We start from the raw sequence: 17,171 nt of genomic DNA, 5'->3' as shown, positions 1-17,171 counted from the left end.
TTGATGCCGCCGTCTTTTCGACGGCCAGTCTCCACCTACCCCCACAAGAGCAGGGGGAGTTCTCGGCATCCATGGAATCGCACATGACGAATCCCTATCTGACGCTGGAAGGCGTGTCTTATGTCCTGCCGGATGGCAGGACGCTATTCTCCGATCTCAACGAACAGTTCGACCTGCGGCCCACCGGTATCGTGGGACGCAATGGCGTGGGCAAGACTGTGCTCGCCCGCATTCTGGCGGGACTTGCGCAGCCCGCTGCCGGGCGTTGCATACGAACGGGCAGGGCCTATTATCTGGCCCAGCAGGCTGCGCCTTGCCCCTCCGCGACCGTCGCCGGCCTTGCCGGAATGCAGGCCATATTCGACGCGCTGGCGCGCATCGAGGCCGGCAGTACCGCCGCCCAGGATTTCGATATCGTGGGCGATCGCTGGGATGTGCGCCTTGCGCTACGGCACGAGCTGGAGCGCTGCGGCCTGGGCGGCCTGGACGCCTCGACGCCGGCCGCGGTGCTCAGCGGCGGCCAGGCCATGCGCGTCGCGCTGATCGGCGCCTTGTTGTCGGGCGCGGATTTCCTGATCCTGGACGAACCCACCAACCACCTGGACAGACCAAACCGGCAAGCGTTGATCGCGCAGCTGCAACGCTGGCCACGCGGTTTGCTGGTGATCAGCCATGACCGCCAGATGCTGGACGCCATGGAGCGCATCGTCGAGTTGTCCACGCGGGGACTGCGCAGCTATGGAGGCGGTTACCGTTTTTATGCGCAGCGCAAGGAGGAAGAACGAGGCAATGCGCAACTGTTGCTGGCGCAGCGCAAGCACGAGCGCATGCGCGAGCAGCAGTCCCTGCGCGAACAACGCGAGCGCCTTGAGCGGCGGCAGGCGCGCGGTAACCGCCAGGGACGCGATGCCAATCAGGCCAGGATCCTGCTGGACCGGCAGAAACAGCGCAGCGAAAGTTCGGCGGGCAAACTGCGTCAACAACATGCCGCGGCCGGCGCGCTATTGGACCAGCGGGTGCGCGAGGCCGCCGAGCAGGTCGAGGACGAGTGCGCCATCGTGCTGCACGCGCCGGCAGCCGCAGCGCCTGCGCAGCGACGCGTCGTGGAACTGGAATCGGCAGAGCTGCCCTTCGTGCCCGCCGCTACGCGCCGCATCGATCTCACGTTGTCCGGACAGCAACGGGTGGGCGTGGTCGGCCCGAACGGTTGCGGCAAGTCGACCTTGCTCAAATTGCTGTCCGGGCAGCTTCAGCCAATGAGCGGCACATGCCGGATCGCGGCCAAGACCGTGTATCTGGACCAGGGGCTGTCCTTGCTGTCGCCGCGGCACTCGGTGCTGGATCAACTGCGGGCCGCGAATGGCAAGGCGATGGAAGGCGATCTGCGCACGCGTCTCGCCCAGCTCGGCCTGGACGCGCGCAAGGTCACGGCGCCTGGCGGCGCGCTCAGCGGGGGAGAACGCCTGAAGGCCGCGCTGGCCTGCGCGCTGTATGCGGATCAGCCCGCGGAGTTGCTGTTACTGGATGAGCCCAGCAACCACCTGGACCTGCCGTCGATGCAAGCGTTGGAGACCATGCTGCGCGGGTACCGGGGCGCCTTGGTCGTGGTGTCCCACGATGACGCGTTCCTGGACGGACTGGCCTTGACGCATCGTCTCGTCGCGACGGGCGAGGGGTGGCGGCTGGAAATTATTTGAGCGACAGTTCCAGAATGTCGTCTCCGGCTTCGTCACGCTCTCCGGTGGGTTTCCAGCCCAGGTGCCGATAGAAGCCGTAGGAACGCACGGCGGGATCGCTTGCGCATGCGAGGAACAGGCGCGTGTGGCCCAGGTTTTTCAAAACCTGGATCGTAAGGCCCAGCAGCGTCTTGCCGGCGCCCTGGTTTTCGCTTTGCGGCAGCAGCGCCAGGACCACGATCTCGCCGGAATCCCGGTCGCCGAAGCAGTAGCCGGTCACGCGGCCTGCGTCGCAGGCGACGAAGCCAGGAACCTCGCCCGAACGGACGCCGGCGGCCCAGGACTCCCGGGTGATGCCCAGCGCGCGCAGCTCTTCCACGGAAAATGCGTTCTCTCGCGTCTGCCCCCGGATCTCGATGCAGGCGGCGACGTCATCGGCGGTGGCAGGGCGGAATGTCAGTGTGCTCATGCCCGTATATTGACACCCTGTGCGCTATCGTGGCGAGCGGTAACATCCGGCGCGCCCGCGCGGCATTAAGATCGTCGGCTTCGATCCGCGCACTGCAGGGTGTAGACATGCTCGAGTCCGTACTCGCGCCATGGGCGCTCACTGGTCGGCTGTGGCTGCGGTTCTGGCCGCAGTTGATGGCGCTGGTGCTGGCCGGCACGCTGGCGCGCGATGTGCTGCTGTGGGTGGCGGCCCACACCGGCTTTGCCAACCATCTGGCCGGCCTGGCCGTGCTCACGCTGGTGGCGTTGGCGCAACTGGTCACCACGGTCGCGATGTTTCTCGTGCTGCTGCCGGGCTTGCCGGCATTGCGCGGCGCGCAGGAGGCGGCGCACGCTGGCAATACCGCGGCCGCGGGGAGCAAAGGGAGGCTGGGGCAGGCGCTCACGGTGGCTTTGCTGCCGTTCTTCGCCTATTACGCCGCCTGGGGATTTCTGGGCGACATCGTCCGGCAATATTCGCGTCTGGCCTATGGGCTTGACCCGCTGGGTGAACACGGCAATGTGCTGGACGCCCTGGATTCGCGCTGGCTGCTTGTCTCGGTGGCGATTTCGTGGCTGGTGCGCAAGGCGGCGGTGGCGGCGCGCGACCGCACGGGCAAGGGCCGCTGGCAATGGCTGGTGGTGCTGTGTGAAACCAACTGGGTACTGATAGGCCTGTACGTCATCAGCCGCTGGAAGGACCAGGCCTGGCAATGGCTGGCCGACCCGCGTGGACTGGAGGCGCTGCTGCAGGGCCTGATGAATATGCTGACGCCCGTGTCGAGCGCCTGGGCGGCGGGTATGACGCCGGTAGAGGCGCAGGGGCCTGGCTTGGGCACGACCCTGCTCAGTCTTTTCTTCTATGCCTTGCTACCGGTGATATGGCTGGTGATGGCCGCGCTGGTCTACGGCTACGACGTGCGGGACGACGCCGACCTCCGGCGCTACGAAAGATTGGAACGCTACGGGGAGCGCTACCAAGCGGTGCCGCGGTTTCTGCGCGATTTCGTGGAGCATTTCGTGGCTGGCTACCGCAAGCGCTATCTGCCGCTGGCAAGCGGCGTGCGGCTGGCCTTTCATAGCAGCGCGCTGCTGCTCGTGACGCTTATCGTGGGCTACCGCCTGATCGACTGGGGCGCTGCGTGGCTGTGGTACGGCGCCGCGCGCTTGATCGGTCCGTACGATCTCGATACCTGGCAGGTGCTGGCGCATGGCGTATCGCTGCTGTTCGGCAGCCCGTTTCGCGATTCGTCCACGGGCTTGCTGATCGAGCCCTTGCGCATCTGCTTTCTCGCGGCGGTACTCGAATGCGCGTACGCGCCCTGGAAGGCGCGGCGTCCGGCGCCCGCGGCCGCGTCCTGATTCAGCCGGCTGGCTTCGGCGTTGTGAAACGCAGAAAGCCGGGCCGTTCCGCGTCGATCGATACGGTGATGGTCCAGGGCGCGACCGCGTCGGCCGGCACCATAAAGGCTTCCATGACATCCATGCTGGAACCGGGCGCGGTGCCGCGGTGGGCCGCTGCAACGCAGCCGCGCGCCGTGCCGGCGGGCAAGCGCAGCGCGGGTCCGGCGGCGGGCAGCCAGGTGCGTCCCGAGGCGTCGTGCAGGGCGATGCGGCAACCGCGCCAGCGCGTGGGCAGATCGGTGGCTTGGACCTGAATGGAAAAGGCCGCCAGCGCGGCGCGGGAGCCAGGCTGCCAGCCGCGGCCGGCGGGCGGCTCCAGCACGGCGAATTGCCGCAGTTGCCACTGCGCGCCTCCCAGCGGCGCCTGCGTGCCGGCGGCAACCTCGCGCGGCTGCAACTCGCGGCCTTCGAGCCAGCGCGCCACGCTTTCGCGGCCGCTCCAGTACAGGGTCAGCGCGAGCAAGGGCGGCAGCAACCAGAGGCAGCGCCGACGCCAAGCGCGTTCGTCCGGAGCCGCGTCATTCACGGGGCAGCCTCCTCCAGATCGTATCGGGCCACGGCCACGGGCTGGCCGGCGCCATCCACCGGAACGTCGTCCAGCGCGATGCGTACCTGCGAATCCAGGCGCGGGTCATAGCGGGCGGACAGCAGCAACGTGGCGCCGCGAGCTTGGTCGGGCCGGATCTCGAAGACCAGCCGTACGGTGCGCGGCAGGCCGGGTTCCAAGACATGGGGGGGCTGATTGCGCGCCAGTACGAGGCGATCCGTGTGGCGGTATGCCAAGCCGTCGGGTCCCAGCCAAGCTGCTTCACCCACCGTGGCGGAGGTATCCTTTGCCGCCAGGCGCAACCAGACTATGGCCCAGATGCCGCCGGTTTCGCGCGTTTGCGGTCCGCCCAGGCGTTGGTAGCTCAATTGCTTTGCGAACTGCACGCGCTGCACGGTGACGTCGAACTGCCTGGCGTCGAGGGTCTGACCCATGGCGCCGCGCACGGTAATGGGACCGGTCAAAGCCATGTAGCGCGGCGTGCTGTGTTGCATGGCGTACAGGGCCAGGGCCGCGGCCAGCACCAGCAGCAGCGTGCCCCATCGCGCGCTCATGGGGCGGCTCCTGGCGCACCGTCGGGCGCCACCGGCAATTCGATCCGGCCTACGCTCACGGGGTTGAACCAGCCAGGCGCGCCATACAGATTGTCGACGGGCTTGTACCTCTTGCTTTGCACGGCAAGCGCGGTCTTTTCCGGCACGGGCGCGGATGGCGGCAGTACCCAGACAAAGGCCATGCGCTCGGGCAGGCCGGGCTGCAGGTAGGGCATTTGCTGTGTATCCCGTAGACCGACCACCACGGGCTTGCCGGCGGTCGTCGCGGAGGGCGGGGCCCAGCGCAGCAGTCCCAGGTAATCGGCGCTGGATTCGGCGGTGCGGTTGGTAAGGTCCGCTTCGAGGACCAGCGCGCGGCCGCCGGGCTTGACCGGCACGCCGTAGACCTTGGCGGTGGACGAGGTCCAGGCCCGTTGCGGCACCACCTTCCATTGCCCGGTCTGGATCGAGGCGCCGGCGCTGTATACGGGTTCGGACGTCCGGTTCAATTTCCCGTAGGCGCCATACAACGCGACGCTGGCGGCGGCAACCAGAGAACCTATGCCCGCCAGGCTGGCGGCGACACGGGCCCTGAGCGAGTGCAGTACGCGCATCCGGACTCCTGGCGCGCGGGCGGCGCGCATCGAGAATTCCAGATCGTAGGCGCGCTGCGCCGGTGGGGCGTTGTCCTTATGTTTCCAGGCATGTCGGACCCTGTATGGGGCCGGACTTGCGCCAAGTTTTGAAACAATTCAATAGGCGAGGCCTGGCGCGTTCTGCTGCGTCAGAGCAGGTTCAGCGCGCGCGCTACCCACCAGCCCAGGCCGATCGCGATGCCGATCAGCAGCATTCTGCGCAGGCCGCCGCCGCTGGGCGGCACGGCCCCCGGAGCAAGGCCGGCGCGAGCGGCAGCCTGGTCAGATTGAACAGGCTGCGTTGTGGCGCGCGCCTGCGCTGTCGTGGGGTCGTCCGTCTCGATAACGAACTCGGGTTTGCCGTCCCGCGGCGTCATGCCCTGGGCGAGGTGGTCCACGTCGACGCCTGCATTGCGCAGCATTTCCCAGAGGCTGTCGTCGCCGTGACCGGCTCGCAACGCCTGGATGCGCTCGCGTTCCGGGCGGGGAACTTCGTCCAGGCTGTCGTACTTGCGGCCATTGACCGTGACTGCGCCGTTCTTGATCTCGACCTTGAAGGACTCGCCGTTCTCGGTGCCCGCATAGCTCCAGGTTTCGCTGACCGTGGCGCCATCGGTCCCGCCGTCCAGCAGCGCTTCGATGTTCGCGCGTTGTTCCGAAGACAGGGCCTTCGTGGAGCTCCAGCTGTGTGTGGTCGTGGTGCTGCGCCAGGTCTTGGTCTTTTCGTTCATGGGTCGTCCGTTGGTGTGCAAGCGCGGCAGGCCGCGTCCCTGGTGCTGTCATTAATGCAAAAGGCATTTCCATGTCAAGAAAATCGGGAGGGTGCACTGCTTGCCGCGGCGGGCGAATGCGTTGATATATCAGATCCGCGTGACGATAATTCTTCCACTGTTGCCAGCAAGGGAATCGTGATGCAGAAGCCTTACCCCGCCACGGCGGCTGATCGGATACGGCAGACGCTGGAGGATCAGATCGTCAATGCCGAGCTGCCCCCGGGTCTGGCGCTGGACGAAGCGCTGCTGGCGCAACGCTGCGGCGTTTCACGCACGCCGGTGCGCGACGCCTTGCTGCAGCTCTCGGCCCAGGGTTTCGTGCACATCAAGCCGCGCGTCGGCATATTCGTTGCCGCGCTTGAACCCGGCGAATTGGCCAATATGTTCGAGACCCTGGCCTACCTGGAAGGGCTGTGCGCGGGGCTGGCGAGCCAACGTATTACCAAAGCCGCCCGCCGCGACTTGTTGGCGGCGCATCGCGATGCCGAGCCTGACCGCGCCTCGGCACGGCCTGGCGGCTATGCCGCGGCGAATCTCGCGTTTCATGACGTGCTTTATCGTGCGAGCGGCAACGACTACCTGGTCCAGCAGATCATGGCGATCCGCAAACGCACTCATCCCTACCGCTTGCGGCACTTCGATCAGCCCGGCCGCCTCGCATGCTCCTGGCGCGAACATTCCAGCGTCCTGGATGCCGTGCTGGACGGAGACGAGCGCGCGGCCTCGCAGGCGGCCACGCGCCACATCGTCGAAGGCGGTCAGCAATTCCGCGAGTTTGCCGAACGATTTCCCCAGGGGCTGTACGCATCGGTAGGCAGCATGCGCTCGTCGGAACAGGCCGCGCCGGCCGCAACCACGCTCGCCTGGCTGTATGGCCCGCGCACGGCGGTCAGGCATACCAACCCCGTCAACTGAAGCCTTTCATGTGTTTACCGGCGTCGGCCGGGGCGTTGTGCTGCCCGGCGCATTTGTGCCACCGATTCAAAACAGAAGCAGGAGACCAGCCGTGATCCATCGAATTGCAGGCCTTGCGGCCGCCTTGTTCTTTACCGCCGTGGCTCCCGCCGTGCAGGCACAGACCACGCCGGTCAAGATCGTCGTCGGGTTTTCGCCGGGCGGTGGTGTCGACACGCTGGCGCGTTTATTGGCCCAGGGACTGGCGCAGGCGATCGACCGGCCCGTGGTGGTCGAGAATCGCGCGGGGGCGGGCGGCACCATCGCCGCCGATGTGGTGGCACGCGCCGAACCGGATGGCGCCACCTTGCTGTTGGCGGACACGTCGCTGCTGCTGGCGCCGCACATTTACCCCAAGGTCAACTACCGGATTGGCACGAGCTTCACACCCGTAGCCATGGTGGGCGATGCGGGGCTGGCGCTGGCGGTCCCGGCCAGCAGCCCGGCGCGCACGCTGCCTGATTTCCTGGCCATGGCGCGCAAGGAGCCCGGCCGCTATACGTATGCCTCGGTTGGCGTGGGATCCATGCATCATTTGGGTGGCGAACTGATCAAGTCCATGGCGAGCGTGGACCTCGTGCATGTGCCATACAAAGGCGGCAGTCCGGCTGTCCAGGCGGTCGCATCGGATCAGGTTTCGTCCGCCATTTCCAGCCTGCCGGCAGTGATCCCGCAAGCGAGCGCCGGACGCATACGCATCCTGGCGGTATTGGGCGCGGAACGATTCCCGGGCCTGCCGGACGTGCCCACGGTGGCGCAGACGCTGCCCGGCTTTGACGCCACACCGGCGATTTTCCTGCTGGCGCCCGCCAAGACGCCGGCCGCCGCCATGGAAAAGATCACGCAGGCGCTGCCCAAGGTCTTGGCCGAGCCCAAGCTGCAAGAGGCGTTCATCGCGCAGGGTTCGCTGGTGCGATACCAGCCCGCCGATGCGCTTGCCGCCTGGCTGCCCGCGCAGGAACAGCGCTGGGTCGACCTGATCGCGCGCGCCAAGCTGACGTTCGCCCCTTGAGCTTTTCGGTATTCATAGAAGGAGACGCTGTCATGCAGCAAACAAGTACGCCCGTCATCGGCATGATCGTGCCGCCCGCCGCAGGTCTGGTGCCAGCGGATGGGGCGCGCCTGTATCCCGGCCTGCCTTTCATTGCCAGCGGACTGGGCCTGGGGTCGGTCACGCCCGAGGGTTATGACGCGGTGATCGAATCGGTGGTGGACCATGCGCGCCGGCTGAAGGAGCAGGGCGCCGCAGTGGTTTCGTTGATGGGTACGTCGCTCAGCTTCTACCGGGGCGCGGCTTTCAATACGGCGTTGACGGAGGCAATGCGCGAGTCCACCGGCCTGCCGTGCACGACGATGAGCACCGCGGTGCTGAATGGATTGCGCGCGCTGGGTGTGCGGCGCGTCGCGTTGGCGACGGCCTATATCGATGATGTCAACGAGCGCTTGGCCGCGTTTCTTGCTGAAGAGGGCCTGGCTCCTGCCGGGTGCCGCAGCCTGGGCATCACGGGCGTGGACGCGATGGCCCGGGTGGATACGGACACACTGGTCGATCTTTGCGTGCGCGCCGCCGAGGCGGCGCCGGATAGCGACGGAATCCTGCTGTCCTGCGGGGGCCTGTTGACGCTGGACGCCATACCCGAGGTAGAGCGCCGCCTGGGCATGCCGGTGGTGTCGAGCTCGCCTGCCGGTTTCTGGGATGCCGTGCGGCTTGCGGGGTGCGAAGTCCAGGCGGCGCCGGGATATGGCCGTCTGTCCGGGGTCCATTGAGGATCTGCATCGCAATCCGCGACACCGCAAAGGCGCGTCAAACGCGCATTCATCCTGCCTGGAAACCCGCGTTGGCGGGTTTCTTACTTTGTCCTTAATGCAAAAGACATTTTCATGTCAAGAAAATCGATCTGATACGGTCATATGAGCGTATCAGATGGCTCAAAGAGCGCATAATGTGCGCACCCATTCCCAAGCTCAACGTTGTAGGGATCGGGTCGATTTTCTGTAAGCGAAGAGCGTGTTGTCGCTAGCTCGGCAGTTCGTGTTCCCAGGTTCATGTTCGGTAGCTAGGACAACTTGGAGTATTCACGGAGATGTCTATGACAGAAGACGCAAAGCCGCGCAGGCGGTTCCTTCAGGCGTTGGCCATCGTGCCGGCGTCGACGCTGGCGGTGGGCGCAATGACCACCGGCTGTACCAACGAATCGGACGCGAGTGCTGCGCGCGCGGCCAAGCCCTACGAACCCACTTATTTCACCAAAGCCGAATGGGCCTTCATCGTGGCCGCGGTGGACCATCTGATTCCCTCGGACCAGTACGGCCCGGGCGCGATCGAGGCCGGCGTGCCGGAATTCATCGACCGCCAGATGGAAACGCCGTTTGGCCACGGCAAGCTTTGGTACATGCAAGGTCCGTTCCATACCGATCAGGTGCCGGAACTGGGCTACCAGTTGGACCAGAATCCGCGGCAGGTCTACCGCCACGGAATCCAGGCCTGTGACGCGTGGTGCGTGAAGACGCATGGCAAGACGTATGCCGAATTGGACAAGCCGTTGCAGGAGCAGATCCTGAAGGATCTGCAGGCCGGCAAGATCGAATTCGAAACCGTGCCCTCCAGGACGTTTTTCAGCTTCCTGCTTTCCAACACCAAGGAAGGGTTCTTTGCCGATCCGATGTACGGCGGCAACAAGAACATGGTGGGTTGGAAGATGGTGGGTTTCCCGGGCGCGCGCGCGGACTTCATGGACTGGGCAGACCAGCCCAACGCGAAGTATCCCTACGGCCCCGTGTCGATCTCTGGGGAGAAGGGTTAAGCCATGGCGATCAAAAAAGACAAAGTCGATGCGGTGCTGGTCGGGTTCGGCTGGACCGGCGCGATTCTTGGCCAGGAACTGACCGAGGCAGGGTTGCACGTGCTGGCGCTGGAGCGTGGCGTCATGCAGGACACGCCCAAGGACGCCGAATACCCCAAGGTGATCGACGAACTCGCGTATTCCGTGCGCGGCAAGCTGTTCCAGGACCTGTCCAAGGAAACCGTGACCATCCGCCATGGCGTGGACGACGTGGCCGTACCGTATCGCCAGAACGGTTCCTTCCTGTTGGGCACGGGCGTGGGCGGCGCGGGCTTCCACTGGAACGGCATGCACTACCGCGTGCTGCCTGAGGAACTGGAACTGCGCACCCGCTACGAAACGCGCTACGGCAAGAATTTCATCCCGGAAGGCATGACCATCCAGGACTTCGGCGTTACCTACGACGAACTGGAACCGTATTTCTCCAAGTTCGAGTATGTCTGCGGCACCTCGGGCAAGGCGGGCAACCTGAACGGCAAGATCGTGGAAGGCGGCAATCCGCTGGAGGGCAAGCGCAGCAAGGAATTCCCCTTGCCGCCCTTGACCACCACCTATGGCGCGCAGCTGTTCGACAAGGCCGCCCGCGAAGTCGGCTTCCATCCGTATCCGGCTCCCGCGGCCAATGCCTCGGGTCCGTATACCAATCCTTACGGCGTGCGGCTGGGACCCTGCAATTTCTGCGGTTTCTGCGAGAACTACGGTTGCTACATGTATTCGAAGGCCTCGCCGCAGACGACCATTCTGCCGGTGCTGCTGAAGAAGCCGAACTTCGAGCTGCGCACGCAGTCCCACGTGATCAAGGTCAACCTGGACTCGACGGGCAAGAAGGCCGTGGGCGTCACCTACATCGACGCGGAGGGCCGCGAAGTGGAGCAACCGGCCGATCTGGTGATCCTGTCGGCCTATCAGATGCACAACGTGCGCCTGCTGCTGCTGTCGGGCATCGGTAAACCTTACGACCCGAAGACCAACGAAGGCGTGGTCGGCAAAAACTACGCCTACCAGATGAACGGCGGCGTCAACGTGCTGCTGCCCAAGGGCACGCAGCTCAATCCTTTCGTGGGCACGGGCGCAGGCGGCGTGGGCATGGACGACCTGAACGGCGACCAGTTCGACCACGGTCCGCTGGGCTTCCTGGGCGGCGCCAGTATCCGCCACGTGCGCTATGGCGGCCGTCCGATCAAGCAGACGCCTACCATGCCGGGCACGCCCACGTGGGGCACGGGATGGAAGGCAGGGGTGCAGGATGCCTACCAACGCCACATGACCATCGGCATTTCCGGGTCGGTGATGTCGTACCGCGACGCCTACCTGTCGCTGGATCCGACCTACAAGGACAGCTTCGGCCAGCCGCTCTTGCGCATGACCTTCGACTGGCATGACAACGAGTTCGACATGCTGGGCTACATGGGCAAGCGCATGGAAGACGTGGCCCGCGCCATGAAGCCCGAAAAGTACGCGGTGGCAGTGCGCAAGAAGGGCGCCCGCTACGACACGCGGGTCTACCAGAGCACGCACAACACGGGCGGCGCCATCATGGGCACCAACCCCAAGGAAAGCGTGGTTAACAAGTACCTGCAAAGCTGGGACGTGCCCAACCTGTTTGTGATGGGGGCCTGCGTGTTCCCGCAGAACATGGGCTACAACCCCACGGGCCTGGTCGGGGCGCTGGCCTACTGGTCTGCGCAGGCTATCCGCGACCAGTACTTGAAGAACCCCGGCCCGCTGGTCCAGGCTTAAGGAGACGGCACAATGATTAAGCAGACCATTGTTGCGGCCTTTTCCGCCTTGGCCGCCAGCGCCGCGCTTGCCGCGGACGGCACGCCGGCCGCCGCCGACGCGCAACTGATCAAGCAAGGCGAGTACCTGTCGCGCGCCGGCGACTGTATCGCCTGCCACACCGCCAAGGACGGCAAGCCGTTCGCGGGCGGCCTGGGCATCGATTCGCCGCTGGGCATGATCTATTCGACCAATATCACACCCGACAAGGAAACCGGCATCGGCGGCTATTCGTACGAGGACTTCGACCGTGCCGTGCGCCACGGCGTGGCCAAGGACGGGCACTCGCTCTACCCGGCGATGCCGTACACCGCTTACGCCAAGGTCACGCCCGATGATGTGAAAGCCTTGTACGCCTACTTCATGCACGGCGTGGAGCCCGTGAAGCAGGAGAACAAGGACACCGACATCATCTGGCCTTTGTCGATGCGTTGGCCTCTGGGCGTATGGCGCTGGATGTTCGCGCCGGACGTGGCTACCGCGCCCGTCACCGCCGATACCCAGGGCGCCGATCGCGCCGCGTTACTGCGCGGCCAGTACCTGGTCGAAGGCCTGGGCCATTGCAGCACTTGCCACACGCCGCGTGGCGTGGCCTTGCAGGAAAAGGCACTGACCGAGGCGGACGGCTCGGCGTTCCTGTCGGGCGGGGTGGTCGAAGGCTGGTTGGCGAAGAACTTGCGGGGCGATGCCACCGACGGTCTGGGCAGCTGGAGCCAGGCGGACATCGTGGCCTTCCTGAAGTCCGGCCGCAATGGCCATTCCGCAGCGTTTGGCGGTATGGCGCAGGTGGTGGGAGACAGCACCCAGCACCTGTCGGACGCGGACTTGAACGCCATCGCGGCCTATCTTAAGAGCTTGCCGCCGGTGAACAAGGACGCCACCCAACCGCTGGCCTACGACCCGTCTGTGGCGCAGGCGCTGCGCACGGGCAGCGACAAGGGCGATGGCGCCATGGCCTTCCTCAATAACTGCGCGGCCTGCCATCGCAGCACCGGCAAGGGCTATGCGGAGACCTTCCCGCAACTGGCGCTCAGCTCCACGGTGAACTCGGCGGATCCCGCGTCCTTGATCCACATCGTGCTCAAGGGCGCGCAGATGCCGGCCACGGCGGCGGCGCCCACCGCCTACGCGATGCCGGGCTTCGACTGGCGCATGACCGACAAGGAGGTCGCCGACGTGGTGACGTTCGTGCGGTCCAGCTGGGGCAACAAGGGGGCGGCCGTCACCGCCGCCGACGTTGCCAAGGTGCGCAAGGACGTAGGGGCGGCGCCGCAGCCCGCGCGTTGACCTTCCTCCGCCCGCGCGCCGGCTGAGGACGCGCGGAGCCGGCAAGCCTTGCCGCGGACTGCCCCCCGAGATTGGACCCTGGTCCAGTCTTCGGGGGGCGGAGTCGGTTGTCTCGTGGACGTCAGGCCGCAAATGGCCGTCCGCCCAGGGTCTCGATGACGTAGTCCACAAAACAGGTAATGCGCGCCGCCAGCGCGGTATTGCGGTAGTAGACCGCGTTGATGGATTGGCGCACGTCCAGTGTCTGGGTGGTAAACAGCTGCACGAGCTTGCCGCCCTTGCGGTCTTCGCGCGTCATGAAGTCCGACAGGCAGACGATGCCCAGGCCTGCCAGGGCCATGTGGCGCAGGGTTTCGCCGCTGGAGGAGGCGATGGTCGGCTGAATGCGCAGGATGTTGCCCGTCGCGTCGCGCAATGGCCAGTCGTTGAGCGTTTCGGGCTGGGTGAAGCCCAGCAGCGCATGCTTGGCCAGTTGCTCCGTGTCGATTGGCGTGCCGCGGCGCTTGAGGTATGCGGGGCTGGCCAGAACACGAACCTGGCTGCTGCCCACCGGCCGCGCGTGCAGGGTGGAATCCTTGAGGACGCCGATGCGAAACGCCACGTCGGTGCGTTTTTCGATCAAGTCGATGATGCCTTCGTTGGAGTTCAGCTCCAGCTCCACCTCGGGGTACCGTTCGCGAAAGCCCGCGATCAGCGGCACCAGCACATGCAGCATGAAGGGCGTGGCCGCATCGACGCGCAGCCGCCCGGCAGGCCGCATGCGCCGCGCGGCCATCTGCTCCTCGGCTTCGTCGACCGAGGCGATGATGGCGCGGGCGCTTTGCAAAAAGGTGGCGCCTTCCTCGGTCAACTCCAGCCTGCGCGTGGTGCGGCGCAGCAGCGTGGTCTGCAGCTTTTCTTCCAGCCGCCCCAGTGTGCGGCTGGTGGCTGAGATCGTGAGGCCCAGCAGTTCGGAAGCGGCTGTGATGGAGCCCGTATCCACGACTGCCACAAAGGCCTGCAATTCATCGAGGGTGGTCTTCATTATTGAATTTAATTCAAGAGAATTTATTTAATACGGGGCTTAATCCGCAAATATAAACGGAGGAGACTGCACTCCATCGAAAAATTTCACCGGATTGCAGCCATGCCTCTCGCCCTGCTTGCCCTGACCCTGGCGGCTTTTGCCATAGGGACCACTGAATTCGTTATCGTCGGATTGATTCCGACCATTGCCAACGACCTGAGCGTTTCCTTGCCTTCAGCTGGCCTGCTGGTCAGCCTGTATGCGCTGGGCGTGGCCGTGGGCGCGCCCATTCTGACGGCGCTGACCGGCCGTGTGTCCCGCAAGCTATTGCTGGTCGGCCTGATGGGCTTATTCACCGCAGGCAACCTGGTGGCCTGGCTGGCCCCGGGCTACGGCACGCTGATCGTGGCACGCCTGCTGACCGGCCTGGCCCATGGCGTGTTCTTCTCGGTGGGCACCATCGTTGCCACCAGCCTGGTGCCACGCGAGAAAGGCGCCAGCGCGATCGCGACGATGTTCAGCGGCATGACCGTGGCCTTTGTCACCGGCATTCCGCTGGGCACTTTCATCGGCCAGCACTTTGGCTGGCGCACTACTTTCCTGGTTGTCGCGGCTTTTGGCCTGGTAGCGATGATCGGCGCGCTGGCCTTGGTTCCGCGCAATATTGCGCATACCGAACCGGCGCCGCTGCGCCGCCAACTGCGCGTGTTGCTGCAACCGCGCCTGCTGCTGGTCTATGCCATGACGGCCGTGGGCTATGGCGGCTCGTTGATTGCCTTCACTTTCCTGGCGCCGATTCTGCAAGACATCACAGGCTTCAGCCCCGATGTGGTGAGTCTGGTGCTGCTGGCCTACGGTGTTTCGGTGGCTATCGGTAATTTCTGGGGCGGCCGTCTGGCCGATCGCAAGGGGCCGGTGGTGGCGCTCAAGCTCATCTTTGCGCTGCTGGCCGCCGTGCTGTTGGCGCTGACCTTCACCGCTCCCAGCAAGCCGCTGATGTTGCTGACTGTGCTGGCCTGGGGGGCCGTGGCCTTTGGCAACGTGCCCGGCCTGCAGGTCTATGTGGTGCGCCTGGCGGAGCAAGTCGCGCCTGACGCCACCGATGTCGCCACGGGCTTCAATATCTCTGCCTTCAATCTGGGCGTGGCCGGCGGTTCGTGGGCTGGCGCCCAGGTCGTCAGCCAGCTGGGCCTGGCCCACACCCCCTGGGTCGCCGCGCTGGTGACGCTGGCCGCCTTGGGCCTGACGGTGCTGTCCGGCCGATTGGACAGCCGTGCCGCCGCCCGGCAACTGGCCCGCGCCTGAAGCCAACCTCGGCTGGCGTGACTCTTTTACGGAACGCAGCCTCTCTTCTACGCAGGCGTGGCGCGGTCGCGTCATGCCGCAACTCTTGCTTCAAGGAATTTCATGAACATCACGCTGACGCAGGCGCAAGCGGCAATTGCCGCAGCCCGCAAGACGGCTGATCAGCTCGGCATTGCCGTGAACATTGCCGTGCTGGACAGCGGCACGCAGCTGACGGCCTTTGCCCGCATGGACGGCGCTTTTCTGGGCTCCATCGATGTGGCACTGAACAAGGCCAGGACCTCGGTCCTGTTTGGCGAGGCCACCGAGGTGGTGGGTGAATGGTGCAAGCCCGCAAGCCCGGCCCATGGGCTGGAGCGCACCAATGGCGGCCTGATTGTCTTTGGCGGCGGCGTGCCGGTACGCGGGACCGGCGGCCGGCTCATTGGCGCCGTCGGTGTCTCGGGCGGTTCGCCCGATCAGGACGCCGAGGTCGCCCGCGCCGCGGCCGATGCCGGGGCCCTGGACTGAGCCGGGGCAGAGGCAGATATGAGAGTCCCTCGCTATATCAAGACACCCACCGGCTATCTGATGGTTTTGCGCATGGGTGACAACGCCTTTGCAGAACTGACAAAGCTGGCCAAGGCCGAGAACGTTCCGGCTGCCAGCGTGAGCGCGCTTGGCTTCGCCCATGCCACTTTTGGCTACTGGAATGCGGACCGCAAGGAGTTCGATGCCAAGACTTTCTCCAATGTGGAGATGGGCAGCATCGTCGGCTCCGTGGCGTGGAAGGACGGCGCCCCGTCCATCCACCTGCATGGCGTGGCCGGCGACAGCAACTTCAATGCCTATGCCGGCCATCTGCTGGACCTGGAGGTCGGTACGGGATCGATGGAGATCACGCTCGTCGTCCACGACAAAAAGCTGGAGCGCGCCGTCGACGCCTGCATAGGCGCCAATGTATTGGGGCTCTGAGACCGATGCTTGCCCGCGCCGCGAACCCATGATCGGTCGTGCTCCTATATTTGACTTAATTTCAAAAGAGTTTGTTTGATATAGGGCTTAATTTGCAAATATGGAAAGCGCAAACTTCTGTCCATCGGGAAACAACTTTCGCTTTTCACATCATTCCAGGAGTCCTTCCATGAGCAATATTCCTTCCTTCGGCGTCGGCACCTTCCGCTTGAACGGCCAAGTCGTGATCGACTCGGTGCGCAACGCACTTGGCGTGGGCTACCGCGCTGTCGATACGGCGCAGATCTATGGCAACGAGGCTGAAGTGGGCCAGGCCATCGCCGAGAGCGGCGTGGCGCGCGAAGCGCTCTTCGTGACCACCAAGATCTGGACCGACAACTACGCCAGGACCAAGCTGGTGCCCAGCCTGCGCGACAGCCTGAAGAAGCTGCGCACCGAGTATGTGGACCTGACCCTGATCCACTGGCCCGCCCCGGGCAACGGCGTGGAACTGCCCGAATTCATGGAAGCGCTGGCTGAAGCCAAGGCCCTGGGCCTGACCCGCCAGATCGGCATTTCCAACTTCAACATCGAGCTGACCCGCCAGGCCATCGCCGCGGTGGGCAAGGGCGAGATCGCCACCAACCAGATCGAACTCAGCCCCTACCTGCAAGGCAACAAGCTGACTGCCTTCCTGAAGGAGCAGGGCATCCAGGTGACCTCTTACATGACCCTGGCCTACGGCAAGGTGCTCAAGGATCCGGTGTTGGCCAAGATCGCCGCCAAGCACCAGGCCACCGTGGCGCAGGTGGCTCTGGCATGGGCGCTGCAACTGGGCTACGCGGTGATTCCGTCATCCACCAAGCGCGAGAACCTGGCAAGCAACCTGCTGGCCCGCGACCTCAAGCTGGACGCGGAGGACATGGCCCTGATCGCCTCCCTGGAGCGCAATGGCCGCGAAGTCAGTCCCGAAGGCCTGGCCCCGGCGTGGGATTAAGGAGCGCCTG

Annotated in this window: 18 protein-coding genes; 12 read left to right on the top strand and 6 right to left on the bottom strand. The window is 65.2% G+C overall.

Features of this window, described 5'->3' with window-relative positions:
* Nucleotides 1–83 precede the first annotated feature (83 nt).
* A complete protein-coding gene (locus CEY08_RS24895) occupies nucleotides 84–1,697 on the top strand; it encodes an ABC-F family ATP-binding cassette domain-containing protein (protein ID WP_076814008.1) in 1,614 nt (537 codons plus the stop codon).
* Here CEY08_RS24895 and CEY08_RS24890 read toward each other — a convergent pair.
* Nucleotides 1,690–2,145, bottom strand: coding sequence for a GNAT family N-acetyltransferase (locus CEY08_RS24890; protein ID WP_076814005.1), 456 nt, complete (start codon nucleotides 2,143–2,145; stop codon nucleotides 1,690–1,692). The two genes, CEY08_RS24895 and CEY08_RS24890, sit on opposite strands and share 8 nt — an antisense overlap.
* Nucleotides 2,146–2,252: 107 nt before the next feature.
* Between CEY08_RS24890 and CEY08_RS24885 the strand changes: the two genes are divergently transcribed.
* Nucleotides 2,253–3,527 carry a hypothetical protein gene (locus CEY08_RS24885; RefSeq protein ID WP_076814003.1) on the top strand — a complete coding sequence of 425 codons (1,275 nt, stop codon included), beginning with the start codon at nucleotides 2,253–2,255 and terminating at the stop codon, nucleotides 3,525–3,527.
* A gap of 1 nt (nucleotide 3,528) precedes the next feature.
* On the opposite strand, the gene CEY08_RS24880 is transcribed toward CEY08_RS24885, so the two are convergent.
* The 4 genes from CEY08_RS24880 to CEY08_RS24865 form a co-directional block, all read right to left on the bottom strand.
* Nucleotides 3,529–4,095 carry a hypothetical protein gene (locus CEY08_RS24880; RefSeq protein ID WP_042793907.1) on the bottom strand — a complete coding sequence of 189 codons (567 nt, stop codon included), beginning with the start codon at nucleotides 4,093–4,095 and terminating at the stop codon, nucleotides 3,529–3,531.
* Entirely contained in the window at nucleotides 4,092–4,670 is a 579-nt protein-coding gene (locus CEY08_RS24875) for a hypothetical protein (RefSeq protein WP_076814001.1), read from the bottom strand. The genes CEY08_RS24880 and CEY08_RS24875 overlap by 4 nt, the downstream gene beginning before the upstream one ends.
* Nucleotides 4,667–5,263: a hypothetical protein gene (locus CEY08_RS24870; RefSeq protein WP_076813998.1), complete on the bottom strand. Its 597-nt coding sequence runs from the start codon at nucleotides 5,261–5,263 to the stop codon at nucleotides 4,667–4,669. Before CEY08_RS24870 ends, CEY08_RS24875 begins: the two co-directional genes overlap by 4 nt.
* Nucleotides 5,264–5,433: 170 nt before the next feature.
* The gene (locus CEY08_RS24865) at nucleotides 5,434–6,015 is read right to left on the bottom strand and encodes a hypothetical protein (RefSeq protein ID WP_076813995.1); all 582 of its coding nucleotides are present in this window, start codon (nucleotides 6,013–6,015) and stop codon (nucleotides 5,434–5,436) included.
* 180 nt (nucleotides 6,016–6,195) lie between these two features.
* Between CEY08_RS24865 and CEY08_RS24860 the strand changes: the two genes are divergently transcribed.
* From CEY08_RS24860 to CEY08_RS24835, 6 genes are all read left to right on the top strand, one after another.
* Entirely contained in the window at nucleotides 6,196–6,972 is a 777-nt protein-coding gene (locus CEY08_RS24860) for a GntR family transcriptional regulator (protein WP_076813994.1), read from the top strand.
* Between the two features lie 91 nt (nucleotides 6,973–7,063).
* On the top strand, nucleotides 7,064–8,023 hold the full coding sequence (locus CEY08_RS24855) for a Bug family tripartite tricarboxylate transporter substrate binding protein (protein ID WP_165611712.1): 960 nt from the start codon (nucleotides 7,064–7,066) through the stop codon (nucleotides 8,021–8,023).
* Between the two features lie 32 nt (nucleotides 8,024–8,055).
* Complete coding sequence (locus CEY08_RS24850) at nucleotides 8,056–8,778, top strand: arylmalonate decarboxylase (protein ID WP_042793904.1); 723 nt, start codon at nucleotides 8,056–8,058, stop codon at nucleotides 8,776–8,778.
* A gap of 323 nt (nucleotides 8,779–9,101) precedes the next feature.
* On the top strand, nucleotides 9,102–9,815 hold the full coding sequence (locus CEY08_RS24845; protein WP_076813993.1) for a gluconate 2-dehydrogenase subunit 3 family protein: 714 nt from the start codon (nucleotides 9,102–9,104) through the stop codon (nucleotides 9,813–9,815).
* A 3-nt stretch (nucleotides 9,816–9,818) separates the two neighbouring features.
* The gene (locus CEY08_RS24840) at nucleotides 9,819–11,594 is read left to right on the top strand and encodes a GMC family oxidoreductase (protein WP_063639958.1); all 1,776 of its coding nucleotides are present in this window, start codon (nucleotides 9,819–9,821) and stop codon (nucleotides 11,592–11,594) included.
* A gap of 12 nt (nucleotides 11,595–11,606) precedes the next feature.
* Nucleotides 11,607–12,920, top strand: a complete 1,314-nt coding sequence (locus tag CEY08_RS24835; protein WP_042793902.1) for a c-type cytochrome — start codon at nucleotides 11,607–11,609, stop codon at nucleotides 12,918–12,920.
* A gap of 121 nt (nucleotides 12,921–13,041) precedes the next feature.
* On the opposite strand, the gene CEY08_RS24830 is transcribed toward CEY08_RS24835, so the two are convergent.
* A complete protein-coding gene (locus tag CEY08_RS24830) occupies nucleotides 13,042–13,944 on the bottom strand; it encodes a LysR family transcriptional regulator (RefSeq protein WP_063639954.1) in 903 nt (300 codons plus the stop codon).
* 102 nt (nucleotides 13,945–14,046) lie between these two features.
* Here CEY08_RS24830 and CEY08_RS24825 point away from each other — a divergent pair, with 102 nt between their 5' ends.
* The 4 genes from CEY08_RS24825 (at nucleotide 14,047) to dkgB (ending at nucleotide 17,161) form a co-directional block, all read left to right on the top strand.
* On the top strand, nucleotides 14,047–15,231 hold the full coding sequence (locus CEY08_RS24825; protein WP_076813990.1) for an MFS transporter: 1,185 nt from the start codon (nucleotides 14,047–14,049) through the stop codon (nucleotides 15,229–15,231).
* A 102-nt stretch (nucleotides 15,232–15,333) separates the two neighbouring features.
* Nucleotides 15,334–15,741 (top strand): GlcG/HbpS family heme-binding protein, encoded by a 408-nt coding sequence (locus tag CEY08_RS30085; RefSeq protein ID WP_042793899.1) that lies wholly within the window; start codon nucleotides 15,334–15,336, stop codon nucleotides 15,739–15,741.
* An 18-nt stretch (nucleotides 15,742–15,759) separates the two neighbouring features.
* Entirely contained in the window at nucleotides 15,760–16,185 is a 426-nt protein-coding gene (locus CEY08_RS30080; RefSeq protein WP_076813986.1) for a PPC domain-containing DNA-binding protein, read from the top strand.
* A 169-nt stretch (nucleotides 16,186–16,354) separates the two neighbouring features.
* Complete coding sequence (dkgB, locus tag CEY08_RS24815) at nucleotides 16,355–17,161, top strand: 2,5-didehydrogluconate reductase DkgB (RefSeq protein WP_063639950.1); 807 nt, start codon at nucleotides 16,355–16,357, stop codon at nucleotides 17,159–17,161.
* The last annotated feature ends 10 nt before the right edge of the window (nucleotides 17,162–17,171 follow it).

This window comes from Achromobacter insolitus (genome assembly GCF_002209555.1).
GTDB lineage: Bacteria > Pseudomonadota > Gammaproteobacteria > Burkholderiales > Burkholderiaceae_B > Achromobacter > Achromobacter insolitus.
Note: the sequence above shows the minus strand (reverse complement) of the source record. Positions and strands in the feature narration are given on the sequence as shown.

Bases quoted from the DNA above. Each gene is read 5' to 3' on its own strand.
- CEY08_RS24895 (WP_076814008.1), top strand. From the start codon at position 84: ATGACGAATCCCTATCTGACGCTGGAAGGCGTGTCTTATGTCCTGCCG.
- CEY08_RS24890 (WP_076814005.1), bottom strand. From the start codon at position 2,145: ATGAGCACACTGACATTCCGCCCTGCCACCGCCGATGACGTCGCCGCC.
- CEY08_RS24885 (WP_076814003.1), top strand. From the start codon at position 2,253: ATGCTCGAGTCCGTACTCGCGCCATGGGCGCTCACTGGTCGGCTGTGG.
- CEY08_RS24875 (WP_076814001.1), bottom strand. From the start codon at position 4,670: ATGAGCGCGCGATGGGGCACGCTGCTGCTGGTGCTGGCCGCGGCCCTG.
- CEY08_RS24870 (WP_076813998.1), bottom strand. From the start codon at position 5,263: ATGCGCGTACTGCACTCGCTCAGGGCCCGTGTCGCCGCCAGCCTGGCG.
- CEY08_RS24865 (WP_076813995.1), bottom strand. From the start codon at position 6,015: ATGAACGAAAAGACCAAGACCTGGCGCAGCACCACGACCACACACAGC.
- CEY08_RS24860 (WP_076813994.1), top strand. From the start codon at position 6,196: ATGCAGAAGCCTTACCCCGCCACGGCGGCTGATCGGATACGGCAGACG.
- CEY08_RS24850 (WP_042793904.1), top strand. From the start codon at position 8,056: ATGCAGCAAACAAGTACGCCCGTCATCGGCATGATCGTGCCGCCCGCC.
- CEY08_RS24845 (WP_076813993.1), top strand. From the start codon at position 9,102: ATGACAGAAGACGCAAAGCCGCGCAGGCGGTTCCTTCAGGCGTTGGCC.
- CEY08_RS24840 (WP_063639958.1), top strand. From the start codon at position 9,819: ATGGCGATCAAAAAAGACAAAGTCGATGCGGTGCTGGTCGGGTTCGGC.
- CEY08_RS24835 (WP_042793902.1), top strand. From the start codon at position 11,607: ATGATTAAGCAGACCATTGTTGCGGCCTTTTCCGCCTTGGCCGCCAGC.
- CEY08_RS24830 (WP_063639954.1), bottom strand. From the start codon at position 13,944: ATGAAGACCACCCTCGATGAATTGCAGGCCTTTGTGGCAGTCGTGGAT.
- CEY08_RS24825 (WP_076813990.1), top strand. From the start codon at position 14,047: ATGCCTCTCGCCCTGCTTGCCCTGACCCTGGCGGCTTTTGCCATAGGG.
- CEY08_RS30085 (WP_042793899.1), top strand. From the start codon at position 15,334: ATGAACATCACGCTGACGCAGGCGCAAGCGGCAATTGCCGCAGCCCGC.
- CEY08_RS30080 (WP_076813986.1), top strand. From the start codon at position 15,760: ATGAGAGTCCCTCGCTATATCAAGACACCCACCGGCTATCTGATGGTT.
- dkgB (WP_063639950.1), top strand. From the start codon at position 16,355: ATGAGCAATATTCCTTCCTTCGGCGTCGGCACCTTCCGCTTGAACGGC.